20 protein-coding genes and 1 tRNA gene are annotated in these 17,516 nt (G+C 29.8%); 10 read left to right on the top strand and 11 right to left on the bottom strand.

Annotated features, from left to right (window positions below; translation table 11 throughout):
• Nucleotides 1–17: 17 nt before the first annotated feature.
• Entirely contained in the window at nt 18–293 is a 276-nt protein-coding gene (locus DPN68_RS00190; protein ID WP_113987567.1) for a DUF1294 domain-containing protein, read from the top strand.
• Here DPN68_RS00190 and DPN68_RS00185 read toward each other — a convergent pair.
• The 3 genes from DPN68_RS00185 to rpiB form a co-directional block, all read right to left on the bottom strand.
• Nucleotides 258–1,085 carry an NAD(P)H-hydrate dehydratase gene (locus DPN68_RS00185; protein WP_113987566.1) on the bottom strand — a complete coding sequence of 276 codons (828 nt, stop codon included), beginning with the start codon at nt 1,083–1,085 and terminating at the stop codon, nt 258–260. The two genes, DPN68_RS00190 and DPN68_RS00185, sit on opposite strands and share 36 nt — an antisense overlap.
• A 32-nt stretch (nt 1,086–1,117) precedes the next feature.
• Nucleotides 1,118–2,020, bottom strand: coding sequence for a cation diffusion facilitator family transporter (locus tag DPN68_RS00180; protein ID WP_113987565.1), 903 nt, complete (start codon nt 2,018–2,020; stop codon nt 1,118–1,120).
• Between the two features lie 86 nt (nt 2,021–2,106).
• Nucleotides 2,107–2,538 (bottom strand): ribose 5-phosphate isomerase B, encoded by a 432-nt coding sequence (rpiB, locus tag DPN68_RS00175; RefSeq protein WP_113987564.1) that lies wholly within the window; start codon nt 2,536–2,538, stop codon nt 2,107–2,109.
• An 88-nt stretch (nt 2,539–2,626) separates the two neighbouring features.
• Here rpiB and DPN68_RS00170 point away from each other — a divergent pair, with 88 nt between their 5' ends.
• Complete coding sequence (locus tag DPN68_RS00170; RefSeq protein ID WP_113987563.1) at nt 2,627–3,151, top strand: DUF1905 domain-containing protein; 525 nt, start codon at nt 2,627–2,629, stop codon at nt 3,149–3,151.
• Between the two features lie 540 nt (nt 3,152–3,691).
• Here DPN68_RS00170 and DPN68_RS00165 read toward each other — a convergent pair.
• Nucleotides 3,692–3,931 carry a putative signal transducing protein gene (locus tag DPN68_RS00165; RefSeq protein ID WP_113987562.1) on the bottom strand — a complete coding sequence of 80 codons (240 nt, stop codon included), beginning with the start codon at nt 3,929–3,931 and terminating at the stop codon, nt 3,692–3,694.
• A gap of 47 nt (nt 3,932–3,978) precedes the next feature.
• Nucleotides 3,979–4,215 carry a DUF2007 domain-containing protein gene (locus DPN68_RS00160; RefSeq protein WP_113987561.1) on the bottom strand — a complete coding sequence of 79 codons (237 nt, stop codon included), beginning with the start codon at nt 4,213–4,215 and terminating at the stop codon, nt 3,979–3,981.
• A 124-nt stretch (nt 4,216–4,339) separates the two neighbouring features.
• Between DPN68_RS00160 and rnr the strand changes: the two genes are divergently transcribed.
• The 5 genes from rnr to DPN68_RS00135 all read left to right on the top strand — a co-directional run bounded on the left by rnr (nt 4,340) and on the right by DPN68_RS00135 (nt 9,185).
• Entirely contained in the window at nt 4,340–6,517 is a 2,178-nt protein-coding gene (gene rnr, locus DPN68_RS00155; protein WP_113987560.1) for a ribonuclease R, read from the top strand.
• An 87-nt stretch (nt 6,518–6,604) separates the two neighbouring features.
• Nucleotides 6,605–7,273: a head GIN domain-containing protein gene (locus DPN68_RS00150; RefSeq protein ID WP_113987559.1), complete on the top strand. Its 669-nt coding sequence runs from the start codon at nt 6,605–6,607 to the stop codon at nt 7,271–7,273.
• Nucleotides 7,274–7,345: 72 nt separating this feature from the next.
• Nucleotides 7,346–8,041 carry a LysE family translocator gene (locus tag DPN68_RS00145; RefSeq protein WP_113987558.1) on the top strand — a complete coding sequence of 232 codons (696 nt, stop codon included), beginning with the start codon at nt 7,346–7,348 and terminating at the stop codon, nt 8,039–8,041.
• 11 nt (nt 8,042–8,052) lie between these two features.
• The gene (locus tag DPN68_RS00140) at nt 8,053–8,538 is read left to right on the top strand and encodes a barstar family protein (protein ID WP_113987557.1); all 486 of its coding nucleotides are present in this window, start codon (nt 8,053–8,055) and stop codon (nt 8,536–8,538) included.
• Between the two features lie 11 nt (nt 8,539–8,549).
• The gene (locus tag DPN68_RS00135; protein WP_113987556.1) at nt 8,550–9,185 is read left to right on the top strand and encodes a GldM family protein; all 636 of its coding nucleotides are present in this window, start codon (nt 8,550–8,552) and stop codon (nt 9,183–9,185) included.
• 147 nt (nt 9,186–9,332) lie between these two features.
• Here the strand turns inward: DPN68_RS00135 and DPN68_RS00130 are convergent.
• Together DPN68_RS00130 and folB are read right to left on the bottom strand one after the other, a co-directional pair.
• Nucleotides 9,333–9,403: transfer RNA gene (locus tag DPN68_RS00130), tRNA-Cys, on the bottom strand.
• Nucleotides 9,404–9,564: 161 nt separating this feature from the next.
• On the bottom strand, nt 9,565–9,924 hold the full coding sequence (gene folB / locus DPN68_RS00125; RefSeq protein ID WP_113987555.1) for a dihydroneopterin aldolase: 360 nt from the start codon (nt 9,922–9,924) through the stop codon (nt 9,565–9,567).
• 118 nt (nt 9,925–10,042) lie between these two features.
• Between folB and DPN68_RS00120 the strand changes: the two genes are divergently transcribed.
• Nucleotides 10,043–11,725, top strand: a complete 1,683-nt coding sequence (locus tag DPN68_RS00120; protein ID WP_113987554.1) for a glutamine--tRNA ligase/YqeY domain fusion protein — start codon at nt 10,043–10,045, stop codon at nt 11,723–11,725.
• Between the two features lie 441 nt (nt 11,726–12,166).
• On the opposite strand, the gene DPN68_RS00115 is transcribed toward DPN68_RS00120, so the two are convergent.
• From DPN68_RS00115 to DPN68_RS00105, 3 genes are all read right to left on the bottom strand, one after another.
• A complete protein-coding gene (locus DPN68_RS00115) occupies nt 12,167–12,361 on the bottom strand; it encodes a hypothetical protein (protein WP_113987553.1) in 195 nt (64 codons plus the stop codon).
• A gap of 50 nt (nt 12,362–12,411) precedes the next feature.
• Nucleotides 12,412–12,597, bottom strand: coding sequence for a Thivi_2564 family membrane protein (locus tag DPN68_RS00110; protein WP_113987552.1), 186 nt, complete (start codon nt 12,595–12,597; stop codon nt 12,412–12,414).
• 170 nt (nt 12,598–12,767) lie between these two features.
• A complete protein-coding gene (locus DPN68_RS00105; protein ID WP_113987551.1) occupies nt 12,768–13,742 on the bottom strand; it encodes an SPFH domain-containing protein in 975 nt (324 codons plus the stop codon).
• A gap of 264 nt (nt 13,743–14,006) precedes the next feature.
• On the opposite strand from DPN68_RS00105, the gene DPN68_RS00100 reads away from it, so the two are divergent.
• Together DPN68_RS00100 and DPN68_RS00095 are read left to right on the top strand one after the other, a co-directional pair.
• The gene (locus DPN68_RS00100; RefSeq protein WP_113987550.1) at nt 14,007–14,648 is read left to right on the top strand and encodes a PorT family protein; all 642 of its coding nucleotides are present in this window, start codon (nt 14,007–14,009) and stop codon (nt 14,646–14,648) included.
• Between the two features lie 96 nt (nt 14,649–14,744).
• On the top strand, nt 14,745–15,710 hold the full coding sequence (locus DPN68_RS00095) for a hypothetical protein (RefSeq protein WP_113987549.1): 966 nt from the start codon (nt 14,745–14,747) through the stop codon (nt 15,708–15,710).
• Nucleotides 15,711–15,744: 34 nt separating this feature from the next.
• On the opposite strand, the gene gltX is transcribed toward DPN68_RS00095, so the two are convergent.
• Complete coding sequence (gltX, locus tag DPN68_RS00090; protein WP_113987548.1) at nt 15,745–17,241, bottom strand: glutamate--tRNA ligase; 1,497 nt, start codon at nt 17,239–17,241, stop codon at nt 15,745–15,747.
• Between the last annotated feature and the right edge of the window lie 275 nt (nt 17,242–17,516).

Here is a 17,516-nt window from a genome sequence, read left to right as displayed (position 1 = left end):
TATAAAAATATATTAAAATGAATAAAGCCTTAATATGCTTTTTTATTGTCATTAATATTATAACATTTTTAGTTTTTGGATATGATAAATGGTTGGCTAAAAATAATAGAAAACGTATTTCTGAATTCAATTTACTTTTATTAGCTGGAGTTGGTGGGAATATTGGAGGGTTATTAGGAATGAATTTTTTCAAACACAAAACCAATAAGTTTTCTTTTATTTTGGTTTTCTATAGTATTTTGATACTTCAAATTGTTTTATTGTATTTCGGAATTCAAATGTTTAAAAGCTAACCCGATATTGGCAATAACATCGGTTATTAACATGCTTTCTTCGCTTTGCGATTGAAGTGTGATATCCGCTGCTAGTCCATGAAGATAAACTCCTAAGATACTAGCATGTATTGGTTCGTAACCTTGTGCTAAAAACGAAGTAATCATTCCGGTTAACGCATCACCAGAACCGCCTTTTGCTAGACCTGAATTTCCGGTGGTGTTTTCAAAAGTTTGAATTCCGTCAGTGATAAACGTTTTGTGTCCTTTTAAAACAATCACACAATTTAAATCTTTCGCTTTTTGAATCGCTATATTTCTTCTTTCAAATTCAGAATGATGTTCACCAAACAATCGGTCAAATTCTTTTGGATGTGGCGTTAAAACAAATGGAAAATTAAAGTTTTTCCAATCGATTTTATATTTCGCTATTACATTCAAAGCATCAGCATCAAAAACAACTGGAAGTTTATTTTCGTACAATTCGTAAATATATTGCAGACTGATTTCACCCACACCAATTCCGGGACCAATTCCAATGGCTTGATACGGTGATAAATCGTTCATCACACAAGAATTGGCATACATCGCTTCGGGAATAGAATTGAAAAGAACACTTTTGTTTTCAGGGTAAAAAGCAACTGTTAATAATACAACACCCGAACGCAAACAAGCTTTGGAAGCTATAATAGCTGCTCCCATTTTATTTTCACTACCAGCAATTAATAAGGCATGTCCGTGCGAACCTTTGTGTGAATGAAGTTGTCTTTTTTTATAAAGATTTTGGATGGAAGGTAAATCAAGTAATTGCATTAGAATTTATTTTATTCTAAAGTTACTAAAAATTAATCTTGAACGATAAAATCTTTTGGATCTTCTTTTTTAAATTCAGGTTGAATCGTAATGTGATTGATACCAAATTTTTCAAAAACCAAAAGTTCAATTTTACTTAACAAAGCATCAAATTCGGTTAAAGTAAAATCTTCCGAACATTCTAAATGCGCTTCTAAATGAATTTCTTCTTCATTCAAATGCCAAATATGAATATGATGCAATTTTCCAACACCAGAAATTTTATGAACTTCACGAACCACTTCCTTTATATCAATACCTTCTGGAGTAAAAAGCATCAACATTTTTGTGGATTTTTTTATTAAATCTGAACCAACTATTATTAAATAAACAGCAATTAAAATAGTCATGACACTATCTACCCAAAACCAACCGTAAAATTTCATTAACAAACCACCAACTAAAACCGCTACTGATGCCATCATATCAGTAAATAAATGTAGATAAGCAGATTTCATGTTTAAGTTATGGTCGGCGTCTTTTTTTAATAGAATAACCGAAAATCCATTCACTAAAATTCCGAGTAAAGCCAACCAAATAACTAAATTAGACTCAATCTCTTGAGGTTTGAAAAATCGTTCAATAGCGCCATAAATCAAAATGAAAGCTACAATAATTAAAGTAGCAGCATTTACAAAAGCGGCTAATAATTCGGAACGTTTTAAACCAAAAGTTTGATTGATTGTAGCTTTTCTTCTTGATAATTTATGAGCAACTAAACTAAAAATTAAAGAAAGTACATCTGAAAAATTATGTAAAGCATCTGAAATTAATGCTAAACTTCCAGATACAATTCCACCTACAATTTGAGCAATCGTAATTACTACATTGAGTACAATGGAAATCAATAAATTGGTTCCTTTTACTTCATGTTTATGAATATGGACTTGGCTCATTATTATTAGATATTCAGCTATTGGATGTTTGAAAGATAAGGATTTTTCATCTGAGAATCTAGTATCAGAAAATCCACCATCTACAATTATTTACAAGCAATTTTATTTACTCGATTGGCATGTCGTCCACCTTCAAATGGCGTTGTTAAAAAAGCATCAACCATTTCAACTGCTTGTTGAATTGAAGTATATCTTGCTGGAATACTTAAAATATTAGCATCATTATGTTGGCGCGCTAATTGTGCAATTTCTTTTGTCCAGCATAAAGCCGCACGAATATCTTGGTGTTTATTAGCTGTCATAGCAATTCCGTTTCCAGAACCACAAATTACAATTCCTAAATCGGCTTTTTTACTTTCTACATCATACGCTACTGGATGACCAAAATCAGGATAATCTACACTTTCGAAGGAATCCGTTCCATGATTGATAACGGTATGTCCTTTTTCTTCTAAATAAGCTACAATAGCTTTTTTGTAATCTGGACCAGCGTGGTCGTTTCCTATTGAAATTTTCATATTGTTAGTTGTGTTGTTAATTATATTATACAAAAGTAATCATTTGTTGTTTTATAATAAATTAGCTTTGTGTATAAAAACAACTAAAATGAAATTTCAAGCAAAAATTAACTCTTTTGGAGAAAATAATTTAGGTCATGGTCCGTATATAGAAATTCCAAAAGAAGTTTATAATGAACTACTACCAAATACTATAGACAAGCGCATAAAATGTACACTAAATAATTTGACAACTATTAGTAGAGCTATGGCTCCGAAAGGAAATTTTAATTACATTTTGTTAAATAAAGACGTTTTAAAAGAAATAAAAGTAACAATTGGTGATATTGTTTTAGTTGAGCTGCAACCTGATAAATCTAAATACGGAATGCCTATTTCAGAAGAAATGGAAGAAGTTTTATTTAGCGATCCTGATGGAAGTGATTTATTTCATAGATTAACTCCTGGTGTACAACGAACTTTAATTCATGTTATTAGTAAGTATAAAAGTTCTAACTTAAAAATAGAAAGAAGCTTTGTTATTCTAGAACATTTAAAAAAGAACAAAGGAAAACTAGATTTTAAACTTTTACAGGAAGATTTTAAAAACCAACGAAACAATATGAAATTTTAAGGTAAATCATTAAAAATCAATAAAGTATTCAATTTTATACAATGAATTTTATTATATGTTAATTAAATAATCTAATTCCTTGATATTCAGTTAATCTTAAATTAACATTAATTGTTAACAACTTTAGATAGAAAATAAGAAGTTTTTTAAAGTTGGTAGAAAAAAAATTGTAATGCAAAATTGCTTTTAAAAAATCAAGATTAGTTATCGATTTTTATTTTAAATTTATGAGTAGTTTATAGTCTAGTTATTAACAAAAAAGTAAGAGGAAGTTATTTACAATTTTAATAAAAAATTAGAATTCAACAACTGTTGATAACTATAGTAAGACTAATCTAAAATAGTTACATTTCAACTCATTAAGAAAAATTGATATTGTTAATTACATTGTATAAATTAACATAACTTTTATAAATAGCTTTTCATTAAAAACTTATACTACATATTAACACGCTATAATAACCATCATTAATTTAAATTTAATTAAAAAATATTTTTGTTGTTTTTAATAAATGTTGAAAACTTTAAACTTTTAATAAATCAAACTATTTTTAAATGATCACTTTCATTTAAGTTTTGAAGAATTTTTTTTACAGTTTCTAAATCATTAGGATGTACTTTTAATTTAATTCCACCGTAAGCTATTGTTGCAAATGGATCAATTCCAACGATAGTTTCATTTTCAAAAAAATACGCTATTCCTTCTTGTTCCAATAAATTTCTTAGAATTAAAGTTTCATGTTGAAAATTAAAAACAGCTGCCGTAATAAAATCTTTCATAACGTTAAAAAAAAAAGGATTTACATAAGTAAACCCTTTATAATTAATTAATCAATTAAAAATTTTTCTTTCTTTAATTCTTTCAGAATTTTTTTAACTTCTTTTACGTCTTTTTCTTCTACTTTTAAAAGAATATTTCCAAAACCAATACTTTGTAAAGGATCGACAGAAACCACCGTTTCATCTTGAATAATGTATGGAATTTTTTTTCGTTCCAAAACACTTCTTAAATTCATGGTTTCTCTTTGATTGTTAAAAATTGCTACTACTACAAAATCATTCATGTCTTTTTCATTTTTTCGTTATATTACAAATATACGAAAAGTTATTTTTTCATTAAAACTTCTCTTCAATTCCTATTAACTTATAACAATTTCGTAACTTTCAGCAATAATTAGAAAAGAGACAATGAGTAAGAAACCAAAAAGATTAGGAAATAAACCAAAAGATTTTACTGCACAAATATTTAAAATACTTTCAAAAGAACCTTCTAAATCATTTAATTACAAACAAATAGCAGCTGCTTTAGAATTAAATGACACCAAAAGTAGAAATGAAATTATCCGTGATTTAAAAATTTTAAAAGCACAAGATAAAATTCATGAAACCGAAATTGGTAAATATCAAATTATATCTAAAGCTGAATATTATGAAGGAGTTGTAGATATGACTTCACGTAAAACAGGTTATTTTGTTTGCGACGAATTAGAAGACGATGTTTTTATTCCATTTATTAATTTAAATCATGCTTTAGATGGCGATAAAGTAAAAGCTTATATTTATAACAGAAGAAGTTCGCGCCGACCAGAAGCGGAAGTTTTAGAAGTTCTAGAAAGAAAAAAATCAGAATTTGTTGGTGTAATTGATATTCAAAAAAACTTTGCTTTTGTAAGCACAGCCAATGCTAAAATGTATACCGATATTTTTATTCCAAAAAATAAAATTGGTGATGCCGAACACGGTGATGTAGTTTTAGTAACTTTAGAAGATTGGCCTAAAAAAGCGGATTCTCCTTTTGGTTCCGTAATAAAAGTATTAGGTAAACCAGGCGAACACAATACAGAAATTCATGCGATTTTAGCTGAATATGGTTTACCGTATGATTTTCCAATTGAAGTAGAAGCGTATGCAAATAAAATTGATACTTCAATAACAGAAGAAGAAATTGCTAAACGTCGCGATATGCGTGATGTTTTAACATTTACGATTGATCCAAAAGACGCTAAAGATTTTGATGATGCTTTATCTTTCCAAGTATTAGAAAACGGAAATTATGAAATTGGAGTTCATATTGCCGATGTTTCGCATTATTTACAAGAAGGAACTATTTTAGATGAAGAAGCTTATAATAGAGCAAATTCAGTTTATTTAGTAGATAGAGTTGTTCCAATGTTACCTGAAGTTCTATCCAATTTTGCTTGTTCACTTCGTCCTAATGAAGAAAAATATACGTTTTCTGCTGTTTTTCAATTGAATGATAAAGCGGAAGTAGTTGATTCTTGGTTTGGAAGAACAGTAACGTATTCAGATCAACGTTTTGCGTATGAAGAAGCACAAAATATCATAGAAACAAAATCAGATAAAATTCCAGCCGAAATTTCATTAACTGGAAACGAATATAGTGTTCCAAAACCAATTGTAGAAGCTACTCTAAAAATGGATGAATTGGCTAAAATTCTTAGAAGAAAAAGAATGGCTGCTGGCGCAATTTCATTTGATAAAGTAGAAGTGAAATTTCATTTGAATGAAAATGCAGAACCTGTTGGTGTGTATTTCAAACAAAGTAAAGATGCGAATCATTTGATTGAAGAATTCATGTTGTTAGCGAACAGAAAAGTAGCAGAATTCATTGGAAAACAAAAGAAAACATTTATTTACAGAATTCACGATGAACCAAATGAAGACAAATTAATCAATCTTCAAACCATAATTGCTAAGTTTGGTTATTCTATCAATTTCAAATCAAAAAATGATATTTCAAGTTCATTAAATAATTTATTAGCAGAAGTTCAAGGTAAAAAAGAACAAAATTTAGTAGACACTTTAACTATTCGTAGTATGAGTAAAGCAGCTTATTCTACTGAAAATATTGGTCACTACGGCTTAGCATTTGATTATTATAGTCATTTTACGTCACCTATTCGTCGTTATCCTGATGTTATGGCACACCGTTTGTTGCAACATTATTTAGATGGAGGAAAAAGTGCAAGTGAAGAAGATTACGAAGCCAAATGTTTGCATTCTTCTCAAATGGAATATTTAGCTGCTCAAGCCGAAAGAGATTCTGTGAAATACATGCAAGTGAAATACATGCAAGATCACAAAGACCAAGAGTTTTTAGGTGTTATTTCTGGTGTTACCGAATGGGGAATTTACGTAGAAATCATCGAAAACAAATGCGAAGGAATGGTTAGAATTCGTGAAATTAGAGATGATTATTATACGTTTGATGACAAACAATATGCTTTAGTTGGTGAGGTTTCTAAAAACATCATACAATTAGGCGATGAAGTTTACGTTAAAGTAAAAAATGCCGATTTAGTAAAAAAACAATTGGATTTTCATTATTTAAGAAAAAACGTGTAGAATCGTAACATGTTACGATTCCTATGATGAAATAATTAATTTTCCTGCAAGGTTTTTAAAACCTTGTAGGTGTTAAATAAATAAAAAATGAAAAAAATAATTTATAGTTTATTGTTAATCAGTTCAATAGCTTTTTCCCAAACCGAAAAAAATGTCGGTGATTTTACCAAAGTTTCTTCCTTTGATAAAATTGACGTTCAATTAATTCCATCCAATGAAAATAAAGTTATTTTACAAGGAAAAGAGGCGGATCAAGTGGAATTGGTAAATAAAAACGGCGAATTAAAAATCAGAATGCCTTTTGGAAAATTACTAAAAGGCGATGACATTTCAGCAACCGTTTATTATAAAAAATTAGACGCAGTTGAAGCTAATGAAGGCAGTAGAATTGCTTCGAAAGAAGAAATAAAAGCAATCAATTTTGATATCATTTGTAAAGAAGGTTCAGAAATAAAATTACTAAATTTACAAGCGAGTAGATTGCAAGTACGAACATCAGCTGGAAGTATCGTTACTGTTAAAGGTTCGGTTAAAAACCAAGATATTTTATCTAATTCTGGCGGCAAATACGACGGACAAGATTGTGTAACCGAACAAACTGTAGTTACTGTAAACGCTGGCGGAATAGCTCATGTAAACGCGACAGATTTAGTAGATGCTAAAACCAGAGCGGGTGGCGAAATCAGAATCTACGGCAAACCAAAACAAATCAACGAAAAGAAAATCGCTGGCGGAACTATTGAACAAGTGAAATAATAGTTGGTAGTGCTCAGTTTTTAGTTGGCAGATTTTTCATAACTTCGTATTTTAAACTTTTAACTTCGTACTTTGTACTTACAAGACATACTTACCGCAATTCCATGGGGACTTTTGTTAGCTTTTTCAATTGGTCCTGGTTTTTTTGTTTTATTAGAAACCAGTATTACCAAAGGTTTTAGAGCGGCTTTTACTTTTGACTTAGGAATTGTTTTTAGCGATGTTATTTTTATACTTATCGCTTACTTAAGTACCAATCAACTATTAGAACAACTTAAGGATAGTCCAACACTTTTTGTTATTGGAGGAATTATTATGTTGGCTTACGGATTAATTTCATTTATTCTATTAAAACGAAATTTCCAAAAACAAACCGAAATCATTAAAGACGATGATAATATTCCAAAAAACAACTATTTCGCTTTATTTTTCAGAGGATTTTTATTAAATTTCATCAACATTGGTGTTCTAGGTTTTTGGATGATGATTATCATTACCTACGGCCCACAAATGGAAATGGATACCTCAAGAATTGCTGTTTTCTTCGCCGCAATTTTAGTTTTTTATTTATTGTTTGATGTGGCTAAAATCTTGTTAGCAAAGCAATTAAAACACAAACTAATACCGCAAAACATTTACAAAATTAAGCGTGTAATTAGTATGATTATCTTAATTTTTGGATTGTTTTTTATTCTCCAAGGTTTCTTCCCAAAAGAAAAAGAAATGATTACCAATAAGTTTTTACCAAATACTTCGGTTGAAGAATAATCGTAATCATCATGAAAAATTCTGAAGGAAAAGATATAGAAATTCTTAAAAATGGGCCTATTTGTAAGTATTTTAAAACCAATGTTTTAAATGAAGATTTGATTTGGTTTCAAAATAATAAGTTCGAAATCATAGATATGAATTTAAGTAATTGGACAAAACATAATTTTCATAAGAAATTAAAAGAGTCATTACATTTTCCTGATTATTATGGTGAAAATTTAGACGCTTTCAATGATTGTTTATTAGATATGATTGATACCAATTTTAAAGGATTAATTTTAGTTTTTAGACATTTTGATGATTTTTACAAAGAAGATAGACAAAATTCAGAAGCAATTCTTGACATCATTTCAAAACAATCTAGAAATTGGCTTCTATATGGAAAAAAATTAATTGTTTTATTACATTCCAAAGATTCAGAAATAGATTTCCCTGAACTTGGCGGAATTAGTCCTCATTGGAATTCTTCTGAATGGTTTAATTCGGATAGATAAATTAGTTAATCATGAAACACATTTTATTCCTTTTATTTTCACTATCAATTTTTGCTCAAGACACAATTCCAGCATCTAAAAGCGTTATTGCTTTAGATAAAATGAATGTGGTTTACAGAGGAATTACAAATCCAATTTCAATTGCTGTAAACGATGCAAAATCTTATAAAATTTATGGAAATGGAGTTAATAAAAACCAAGACGGAAAATATACTTTAGCACCTGGAATTGGTTTAATTGCAAAGGTTTTTGTTGAGATTACTAACTTCGATGACTCAATAATCATTGAAGAACATGAGTTTAAAATAGAAAATTTACATGCTCCCTTTGTTAAAATTGAAGATAGAAGTTGCATAAATTGTATTTTAAAAATTTCTAAAAATGATTTATCAAACGCAACAATTACAGCTCATATTCCAAATTTAAAATTCGAAATCAAATTTCCTAGAGTAATAAGTTTTGATATAGAATTTTCTAATAAAAAAACAATTACTGTAAATGGAAATATATTTCCAAAAGAGATTTTAAATAAATTAAAGAACAATTCCAAAGTTAAAATTTTCAATATTAAACTTGAAAATGATTCTGTAATTAGAAGTATTAAAGTCAATGGAATTGAACTATTGATTCTTGATGATAAGAAATAGCAATCTTCTAAAAATTATTCATAAAAAAACCTCCTAATTTCTTAGAAGGTTTTAGAGGCATCGCCCGGAATTTCTTTAATTAATTTTTTAGATTCTTTACAGAATGACCAAAAAAAAAAAGAGCTACTATTTCTAGTAACTCTTTAGAGGCATCGCCCGGATTCGAACCGGGGTAGACGGTTTTGCAGACCGCTGCCTAGCCGCTCGGCCACGACGCCATTTGTTGAACGGACTGCAAATGTATAGAAAAAGTTTAAAGTTTAAAAGTTTAAAGTTTAAAAGTTTACCATTTTGCTGTATTTTTTATTTCAATCATGAACAAAAAAATCAATTATAAACGTAATTTTTTAACTGCCAACTAATTACTGAACACTGCCAACTAATTTCTAAATTCTTCCATTTCAATCGTAACCGCTTCTACATCACCACCAATAGGCGGATTTAACTTAGAAACCGCTAATTTTATGCGTGAAATCGATGGAATTTCAGCAAATGTTCTCACTATGATGCGTTGGGCAACGTGTTCTAATAATTTGGAACGAATCGCCATTTCTTCTACCACAATTTTATTTAACAACACATAATCTACCGTATCAGCTAAATCATCGGTTTGTGAAGATTTACGTAAATCAGTTTTAATTTCTAAGTCTACACGATAATCTGAACCAATTTTTCCTTCTTCAACCAAACATCCGTGATAGGAGAAGGTTCTTATATTTTGTAATTTAATAGTTCCCATAAATTTTTAGTTCAAAGTTTCAAGTTCAAAGTTACTACCTTTTTATCTCATTTTTTAATGAACTTTAAACTTTAAACTTTAAACATTTTCTATCTTTGCACAAAAGATAGAGAAAACAATGTCAACAGAAGAAAAATCATTGAATTTTATAGAACAAATCATTGAAGAAGATTTAAAAAATGGTTTGTCATCAGATAAATTACGTTTCCGTTTTCCACCAGAACCTAATGGTTATTTGCATGTGGGTCATGCCAGTGCTATTTGTTTAAATTTTGGTTTGGGAATTGATTACAATGCGCCAGTTAACCTACGTTTCGACGATACCAATCCATCTAAAGAAGAACAAGAATATGTTGATGCTATCAAGCGCGATGTAGAATGGTTAGGTTTCAAATGGGATAAAGAATGTTATGCTTCGGATTATTTCCAACAATTGTATGATTGGGCAGTGGAATTAATCAAAAATGGTAAAGCTTACGTCGATAATCAGTCGTCGGAAGAAATGGCAAAGCAAAAAGGAACGCCAACCCAACCTGGAACTAATAGTCCCAATAGAGATCGTTCTATTGAAGAAAATTTAGACTTATTCGAAAGAATGAAAAACGGCGAGTTTCCTAATGGAAGTTACGTTTTACGTGCCAAAATTTCAATGGGCGCGAACAATATGTTAATGCGTGATCCTATTATTTATCGCATTATGCATGCGCATCACCACAGAACAGGAAACGATTGGTGTATTTATCCAATGTACGACTGGGCTCATGGAGAAAGTGATTATTTAGAGCAAATTTCGCATTCGTTTTGTACGTTAGAGTTTTTGCCGCATCGCGAATTGTACGATTGGTTTTTGAACCAAATATATGATGAAAATAAAGTACGTCCAAAACAAAGAGAATTTGCACGTAGAAATTTATCGCATACTGTAGTTTCTAAACGAAAATTATTGCAATTAGTTGAAGAAAAACACGTTACAGGTTGGGATGATCCAAGAATGTCAACCATTTCTGGAATGAGAAGACGCGGTTATACACCAGCTTCCATTCGAAATTTCGCTAATACCATTGGAATTGCAAAGCGTGATAATTTAATTGATGTTTCGCTTTTAGAATTCTGCGTTCGTGAAGATTTGAATAAAATTGCACCTCGAGTAATGGCGGTTTTAGATCCAGTGAAATTGGTAATTACCAATTATCCAGAAGGTCAAGAAGAATGGTTAGAAGCTGAAAATAATCCAGAAGAAGAAGTGATGACTTTCAGAAAAGTGCCATTTTCTAAAGAATTATATATTGAAAGAGAAGATTTTCAAGAAGAAGCACATAAGAAATTTTTCCGATTGACTTTAGGAACTGAAGTGCGTTTGAAAAATGCGTACATCATTAAAGGAGAATCAGTTGTAAAAGATGAAACTGGAAAAATTACCGAAATTCACGTTACTTATGATGTAGATTCTAAATCGGGTAGCGGAACAGAGGCTAGTCAAAGAAAAGTAAAAGGAACGATTCATTGGGTTTCAACAGCTCATGCCAAAGAAGCAGAAGTTAGAATTTACGATAGATTATTTACCAATGAAAGTCCAGATAAAGACAAAGAAGTTGATTTTAAAGAATTTATCAATCCAAATTCGTTAAAAGTAATTACTGGTTTTGTAGAACCAAGTTTAGTTACTGCCAAAGAATTAGATCATTTTCAATTCCAACGTTTAGGTTATTTCTGTGTGGATAGAGATTCAACAGCTGAAAAATTAGTTTTCAATAAAACAGTGGGATTAAGAGATACTTGGGCGAAAATCAGTACTCAGTAGACAGTCGCAATTTTCAGCTTAAAATTTTTTGTCTTGCTGAATTTATTTACTTCGTCAATTCGCAAGCTCGGGTCAGCATCCAAATTTATATTTAAAAACCTGCAAGAAAAAAATCTTGCAGGTTTTTTATTTATCAGAATTTGTAATTATAAATTTAGTTTTAATTGGTTTTTATAATAATTGTTAAAAACTATTATAATTTGATTTTTGATAACTATAAACTTTAAAAAACTGCTTTTATATTTTAATTTTAAGAAAATAATAATTTCCGCCAAGGTGTTTTTACATATAAGTACGTAAAAATGTCTGAAATCGCTTTATTTTGATTTTAGCCTTTTTTAGGTTTTATTTTCTTTATAATTTCAAATTCGATAAATTTTTTTTCAACTATTTTTAGTAGAATAGATTTAGATACGATTAAAAACACACCAATGTTTTATTTTATGCTTCGTCTTTAGTTGTGCGAACTAAATTGATTCCCGAAACAAAAAATACAAGACCTAAAATTCCATAAGTAGCTAGCATTTTAATATTTTGATTCGATTCGCCATTGTTTACAAATAGCACAGCTGCATATATAAGTCCAACTATTCCAAGGATAGTAAGTATTGCGCCAAAAATTCTTTTTAAATTCATTTGATGATTATTTAATGTTGATTCTGAAACGGTGTAAATTTGTTAATCTTTTAAACCTTGTAACTAGTAAGTTGACTTAAAATACCAAAAGCTTTTAGTAACCAAATAACAACCACAACCAATACAATGATGTTGACTATTTTTTTAATTTTGCCATCCATTGGTATAAAATTATTTACAAGCCAAAGAAGAAAACCTACAATTATTAATGTGATTAAAATATTGATTAACGGCATAATAGTTTATATTAAATTAGTAAAACAAAGTTCATTTAATTCTGATTATAAACATTATACATTTTAATTCATTTATTATATAATTCATTTGTTTCAATTAAAACCAATAAAAAAACCACCAATATTGCTATTGATGGTTTCTTCTAATCTTGTAAATTTAAAATCGAAATTTATTCTTCACTTTCTTTTGTACCTCCAAAAGCATCTTTTGTACTACTTCCTTTTACTCTTTTTGTACTATTCGCTTTTTTCATTGCTTCACCCACTTGGTTACTTGCAGTAAAACTAGCTACCATATTATTCAACATTTCACTTCCTGCTTGAGGCGAATTTGGTAATAAGATTAAGTTAGAGTTAGCATCAGCACCAATCGCTTGTAACGTATCATAATGTTGCGTCACCACAATTAAAGCCGAAGCTTCTTGCGAGTTAATCCCCACTTTATTCAATACATCAACAGATTCTACTAAACCACGAGCAATTTCTCTTCTTTGGTCTGCAATACCTTGACCTTGTAATCTTTTACTTTCTGCTTCTGCTTTTGCTTTGGCAACAATTCTAATTCTTCCTGCTTCTGCTTCGTACTCCGCAGCTGTTTTTTCACGATCTGCTGCATTAATACGGTTCATTGCATTTTTTACTTGAATATCTGGATCAATATCCGTAATTAATGTATTAATGATATCATAACCGTAAGAGGACATTGCAACGTTTAATTCGCGTTTAACGGCAACGGCAATATCATCTTTTCTTTCAAAAACGTCATCCAACTTTAATTTTGGAACTTCAGCACGTACTACGTCAAATACATAAGAAGTAATTTGATCGTGCGGATATTCTAATTTATAAAATGCTTCATACACTTTATCTTGTAATACTTTAAATTGTACCGAAACTTTCAACTTTACAAACACATTGTCTTTGGTTTTGGTTTCAATGATTACATCTAATTGCTGAATTTTCAAATTAACTCTTCCAGCAATTCTATCAATTACAGGAATTTTTAATTGTAACCCTGAAGTTCTAGTACTTGCATACTTTCCAAAACGCTCAACAATAGCTGATGTTTGTTGTTTAACTGTAAAAAACGAACTCAGTAAAATAAAGAGTCCAACGACTAAAATAATAATTAATAATGGTGGCATGGTTATAATTTTAAATTGATTACTATTATTATACGCTTTTTTAAGTGAAAAGTTACAAAATTCATTTTATTAAGTTTACTTTTGGCGCTTCTTTTAATTTAAAAACTAGTTTAACCTCATAGAAACATAGATTTTTAAACGGAAAAAATTAAGGTATTTTATTAAAGATAGATAACATAGTTGCTATGTAAAGTGCAATCTATGGTAAACTCTTACAATCATAAAACCTATGTTTCTATGTGGTTTATTATTTAAAAATAGTATATGAGAAAATTAATTTTTTTATTTTGTATGATTTCAACAGTTGCAATAGCGCAACATGGTCATAAAGACAGCAATCACATTGGAATTTCTGCCGGAGTTTCACAATTGAGTTTGTTTTCTGACCAATTCAACGCAACTCCTGGACAAGGTTTTATTGGTGGATTTTCATTAAGAGGAAATTATTACAACAATTGGCAAGCGGTTTACGGCATGCATTTTTCCCAAAGCACTTTTTCATTAGAATCTGTTACCAATAAAGAAATTGATTTTACGATGGAAGCGGTTCAAATTTATTTTTGTTTCAGTTACAGAGTAATAGAAAACCATTTGAATTTAGAAATTGGTCCTGTTTTGCAAGTAAATGGCAAACTTAAAATTGATAAAGAAGACGAATTAGCCTTACTAAAAGATAGTCCATTAGTAACCGCAAATGATCTAACCGATATCACAAAAATCAACGGAAACCTTTATGCCGGTCTAACTGCTGGAATCAAACACGTGCGTTTCCATGTAAGTTACCAATACGGTTTCAACAACATCATGAATAACTTAAATAAAAACAACGATCTAAAAACCTTAAACGGAGAAAAGTTTAAAGGAAACATCGGTTTATTAAGCGCTATGATTACGGTTTATTTGTAAGAAAAAAATTTTTAATTTTTTTTTAAAAAAAAATCGCCCCGAAAGCTCAAATATAAAATATTTGAGCTTTCTTGTTTAACAACTAAATTATTATTTATGAAAACACTTTTTAGTTCTATCTTATTATTATTGGTTACTATTTCTTCTGCTCAATTTAAACTCCCTAAGAAAACAGATTGGGAAATTGCAAATACTAAACCTATAATTGTATTACAATTAGATGAAAATGATAAAAATGCGGCAAATTTTAATCCCTATATTAAGAAATATGTAGAAGAAGTTTTTGGAGCGTCAAGAATTGAAAAATACTTAACAGAAAAAGAGTTTAATAAGTTTATTAAAGGTAATAAAGAGAAATATAATTTTATTGGCTTTAAATATAATACAAAAGCACCCTTTACTTATACAAATATATTTTTTGGCATTTGCGGAAAAGCTTTTATGATAAATAGTGGATATTTAATGACTTATAATTATAATTATGATGCAAAAAAATCGACTTTTTTCAAAACTAAGTTTCAATTAATTTCTGAAGCTGATATAAAATTCGCATTGACTACATTTAAAAATACTATTGATAATGCAATGAATTTTGAAAATGATGATTTTTCTATGAGTGAAGGGATGAAATATTCTAAAGAAGCAACTTTAAAGTCAATGAATCCTAATGCAAGTAAATTGAGTAATCTTACTTTATTAATTGATAAAGAAATGTTTAGTGAAGATTATATAAAACAATTTAAGTCAGAATATAAACATAAATATGAATTTGTTGATAGAGTAAGAATTGAAAAGGCAATTTTAGATAATGAAAAAGGTTATGCGTTTGTTTATGAGCATTTTAAACCTATGGCTGGCAAAAGATCAGATGAGTTCGTTGAATATAGATATTATACAATATTGTATTATATTTATTCATCTGAAAATTACGAACAATTATTTTTTTATGTTCCAAAATCTGTTGGAGGTAGTCCTTTTGCAATTCGCATTGGAGGAGTCAAAAAGGATGAAATGGTTGGAAAAGATGAATATGTAAAAAGATTAAATAGTGTTATTGAATAAACCAAAAAGCCTCTGAATTTCAGAGGCTTTTCTTTTATAAACTAGCTATTGCTTTTTCTATTCTTTTCACCGTTTCGGTTTTTCCTATCATTTCGATAATGTCAAATAAATGTGGGCCTTTTAATGCCCCTACTAAACTCAATCGTAACGGTTGCATTATTTTTCCCATTCCAATTTCGTTAGCTGTCATCCAATTTTTCAATTCTGTTTCAATAGTAACCGAACTAAAATCTTCCATTTTATTCAATTCAGAAATCACTTGTTGCATTAATTCTGGTGTTTCTTCTTTCCAGTTTTTAGCTGCTTTTTCATCATATGAAGTTGGAGCTTCAAAGAAATAATCCGCTAAATCCCAAAATTCTGTTACGAAATTCGCTCTTTCTTTAATCATTCCCACAATTCTTGTCAAATCGAGCGTAGTCGAGACTCCACGTTTTTCTAAATCTTCAGCAAAACTTAAAGCTAACTCCTCATCACTTTTCCCTATTAAATACTGATGATTAAACCATTTGTTTTTCTCTGGGTCAAACTTCGCTCCTGCTTTGTGAATGCGGTTCAAATCAAATTTTTGTACCAATTCTTCTAAGGAGAAAATCTCTTGTTCGGTTCCATCATTCCAACCTAATAAAGCCAAAAAGTTAATCACCGCTTCTGGGAAAAATCCGTTTTCTCTATATCCTGAAGAAGTTCCTTCTTCTGTTCTCCATTCCAAAGGAAATACTGGGAATCCCATTTTATCGCCATCACGTTTGGATAATTTTCCGTTTCCAATTGGTTTTAAAATCAAGGGTAAATGCGCAAATTCTGGTGCATTCCAACCAAATGCTTTGTATAATAAAACATGTAATGGTAAACTTGGCAACCATTCTTCACCACGAATTACATGTGAAGTTTCCATCAAATGGTCATCCACAATATTCGCTAAATGGTACGTTGGCATTCCATCTGATTTGAATAATACTTTATCATCTAATAAATTCGTATCAAATTTAATGTCACCACGAATGATGTCTTTTAATTCTAAAATTTCATTCACAGGCGTTTTAAAACGGATAACATACTGTTCGCCAGCTGCAATTCGTTCTGCTACTTTTTCACGTGAAACTGTCAACGAGTTATCCAATTGTTCTCTAACCGAATGATTGTAAATAAACGTTTTTCCATTTGCTTCTGCTTCTTTTCGCATCGCATCTAAACTTTCAGCGGTATCAAAAGCATAATACGCCCAACCTGAATTAATCAATTGGTCCGCGTATTGTTGGTACATCGCTTTACGTTCACTTTGACGATAAGGTCCAAATTTTTCATTTTTTCCAACGGTTTCATCTGGCGCAATTCCTAACCATTCCAAAGCTTCAAAAATATAAGCTTCGGCTCCAGGAACAAAACGCGTTTGATCGGTATCTTCAATTCGTAAATAGAAAGTACCACCATGTTTTTTGGCAAATAAATAATTGAATAAAGCGGTACGAACACCACCAATATGCAACGGTCCAGTTGGACTAGGTGCAAATCTTACTCTTACTGACATTTCATTAAATTTTGTACAAAGATAATTAGAAGTTAGAAGTTGGAAGTCAGAAGTTTCAAAAACTTATCTTTTTAATCTGTTTTATAATAGTTTTTACCACATAGAAACATATGTTTTTTTAGAGTTCTTCATAACCCTTGTCGGATTCACATAGAATCACTATGATTTCTATTGTCAGTGTAACGCCTTTTACATATTTAATTTACTATGTTTCTATGTGGTTTTAATTTTTCTCATTTTTTAAAGTGTTAACTTTCACTAAAACCTATTGACTT

It is taken from the genome of Flavobacterium tibetense, assembly GCF_003293845.1.
In the GTDB taxonomy this organism is placed as follows: domain Bacteria; phylum Bacteroidota; class Bacteroidia; order Flavobacteriales; family Flavobacteriaceae; genus Flavobacterium; species Flavobacterium tibetense.
Note: the sequence above shows the minus strand (reverse complement) of the source record. Positions and strands in the feature narration are given on the sequence as shown.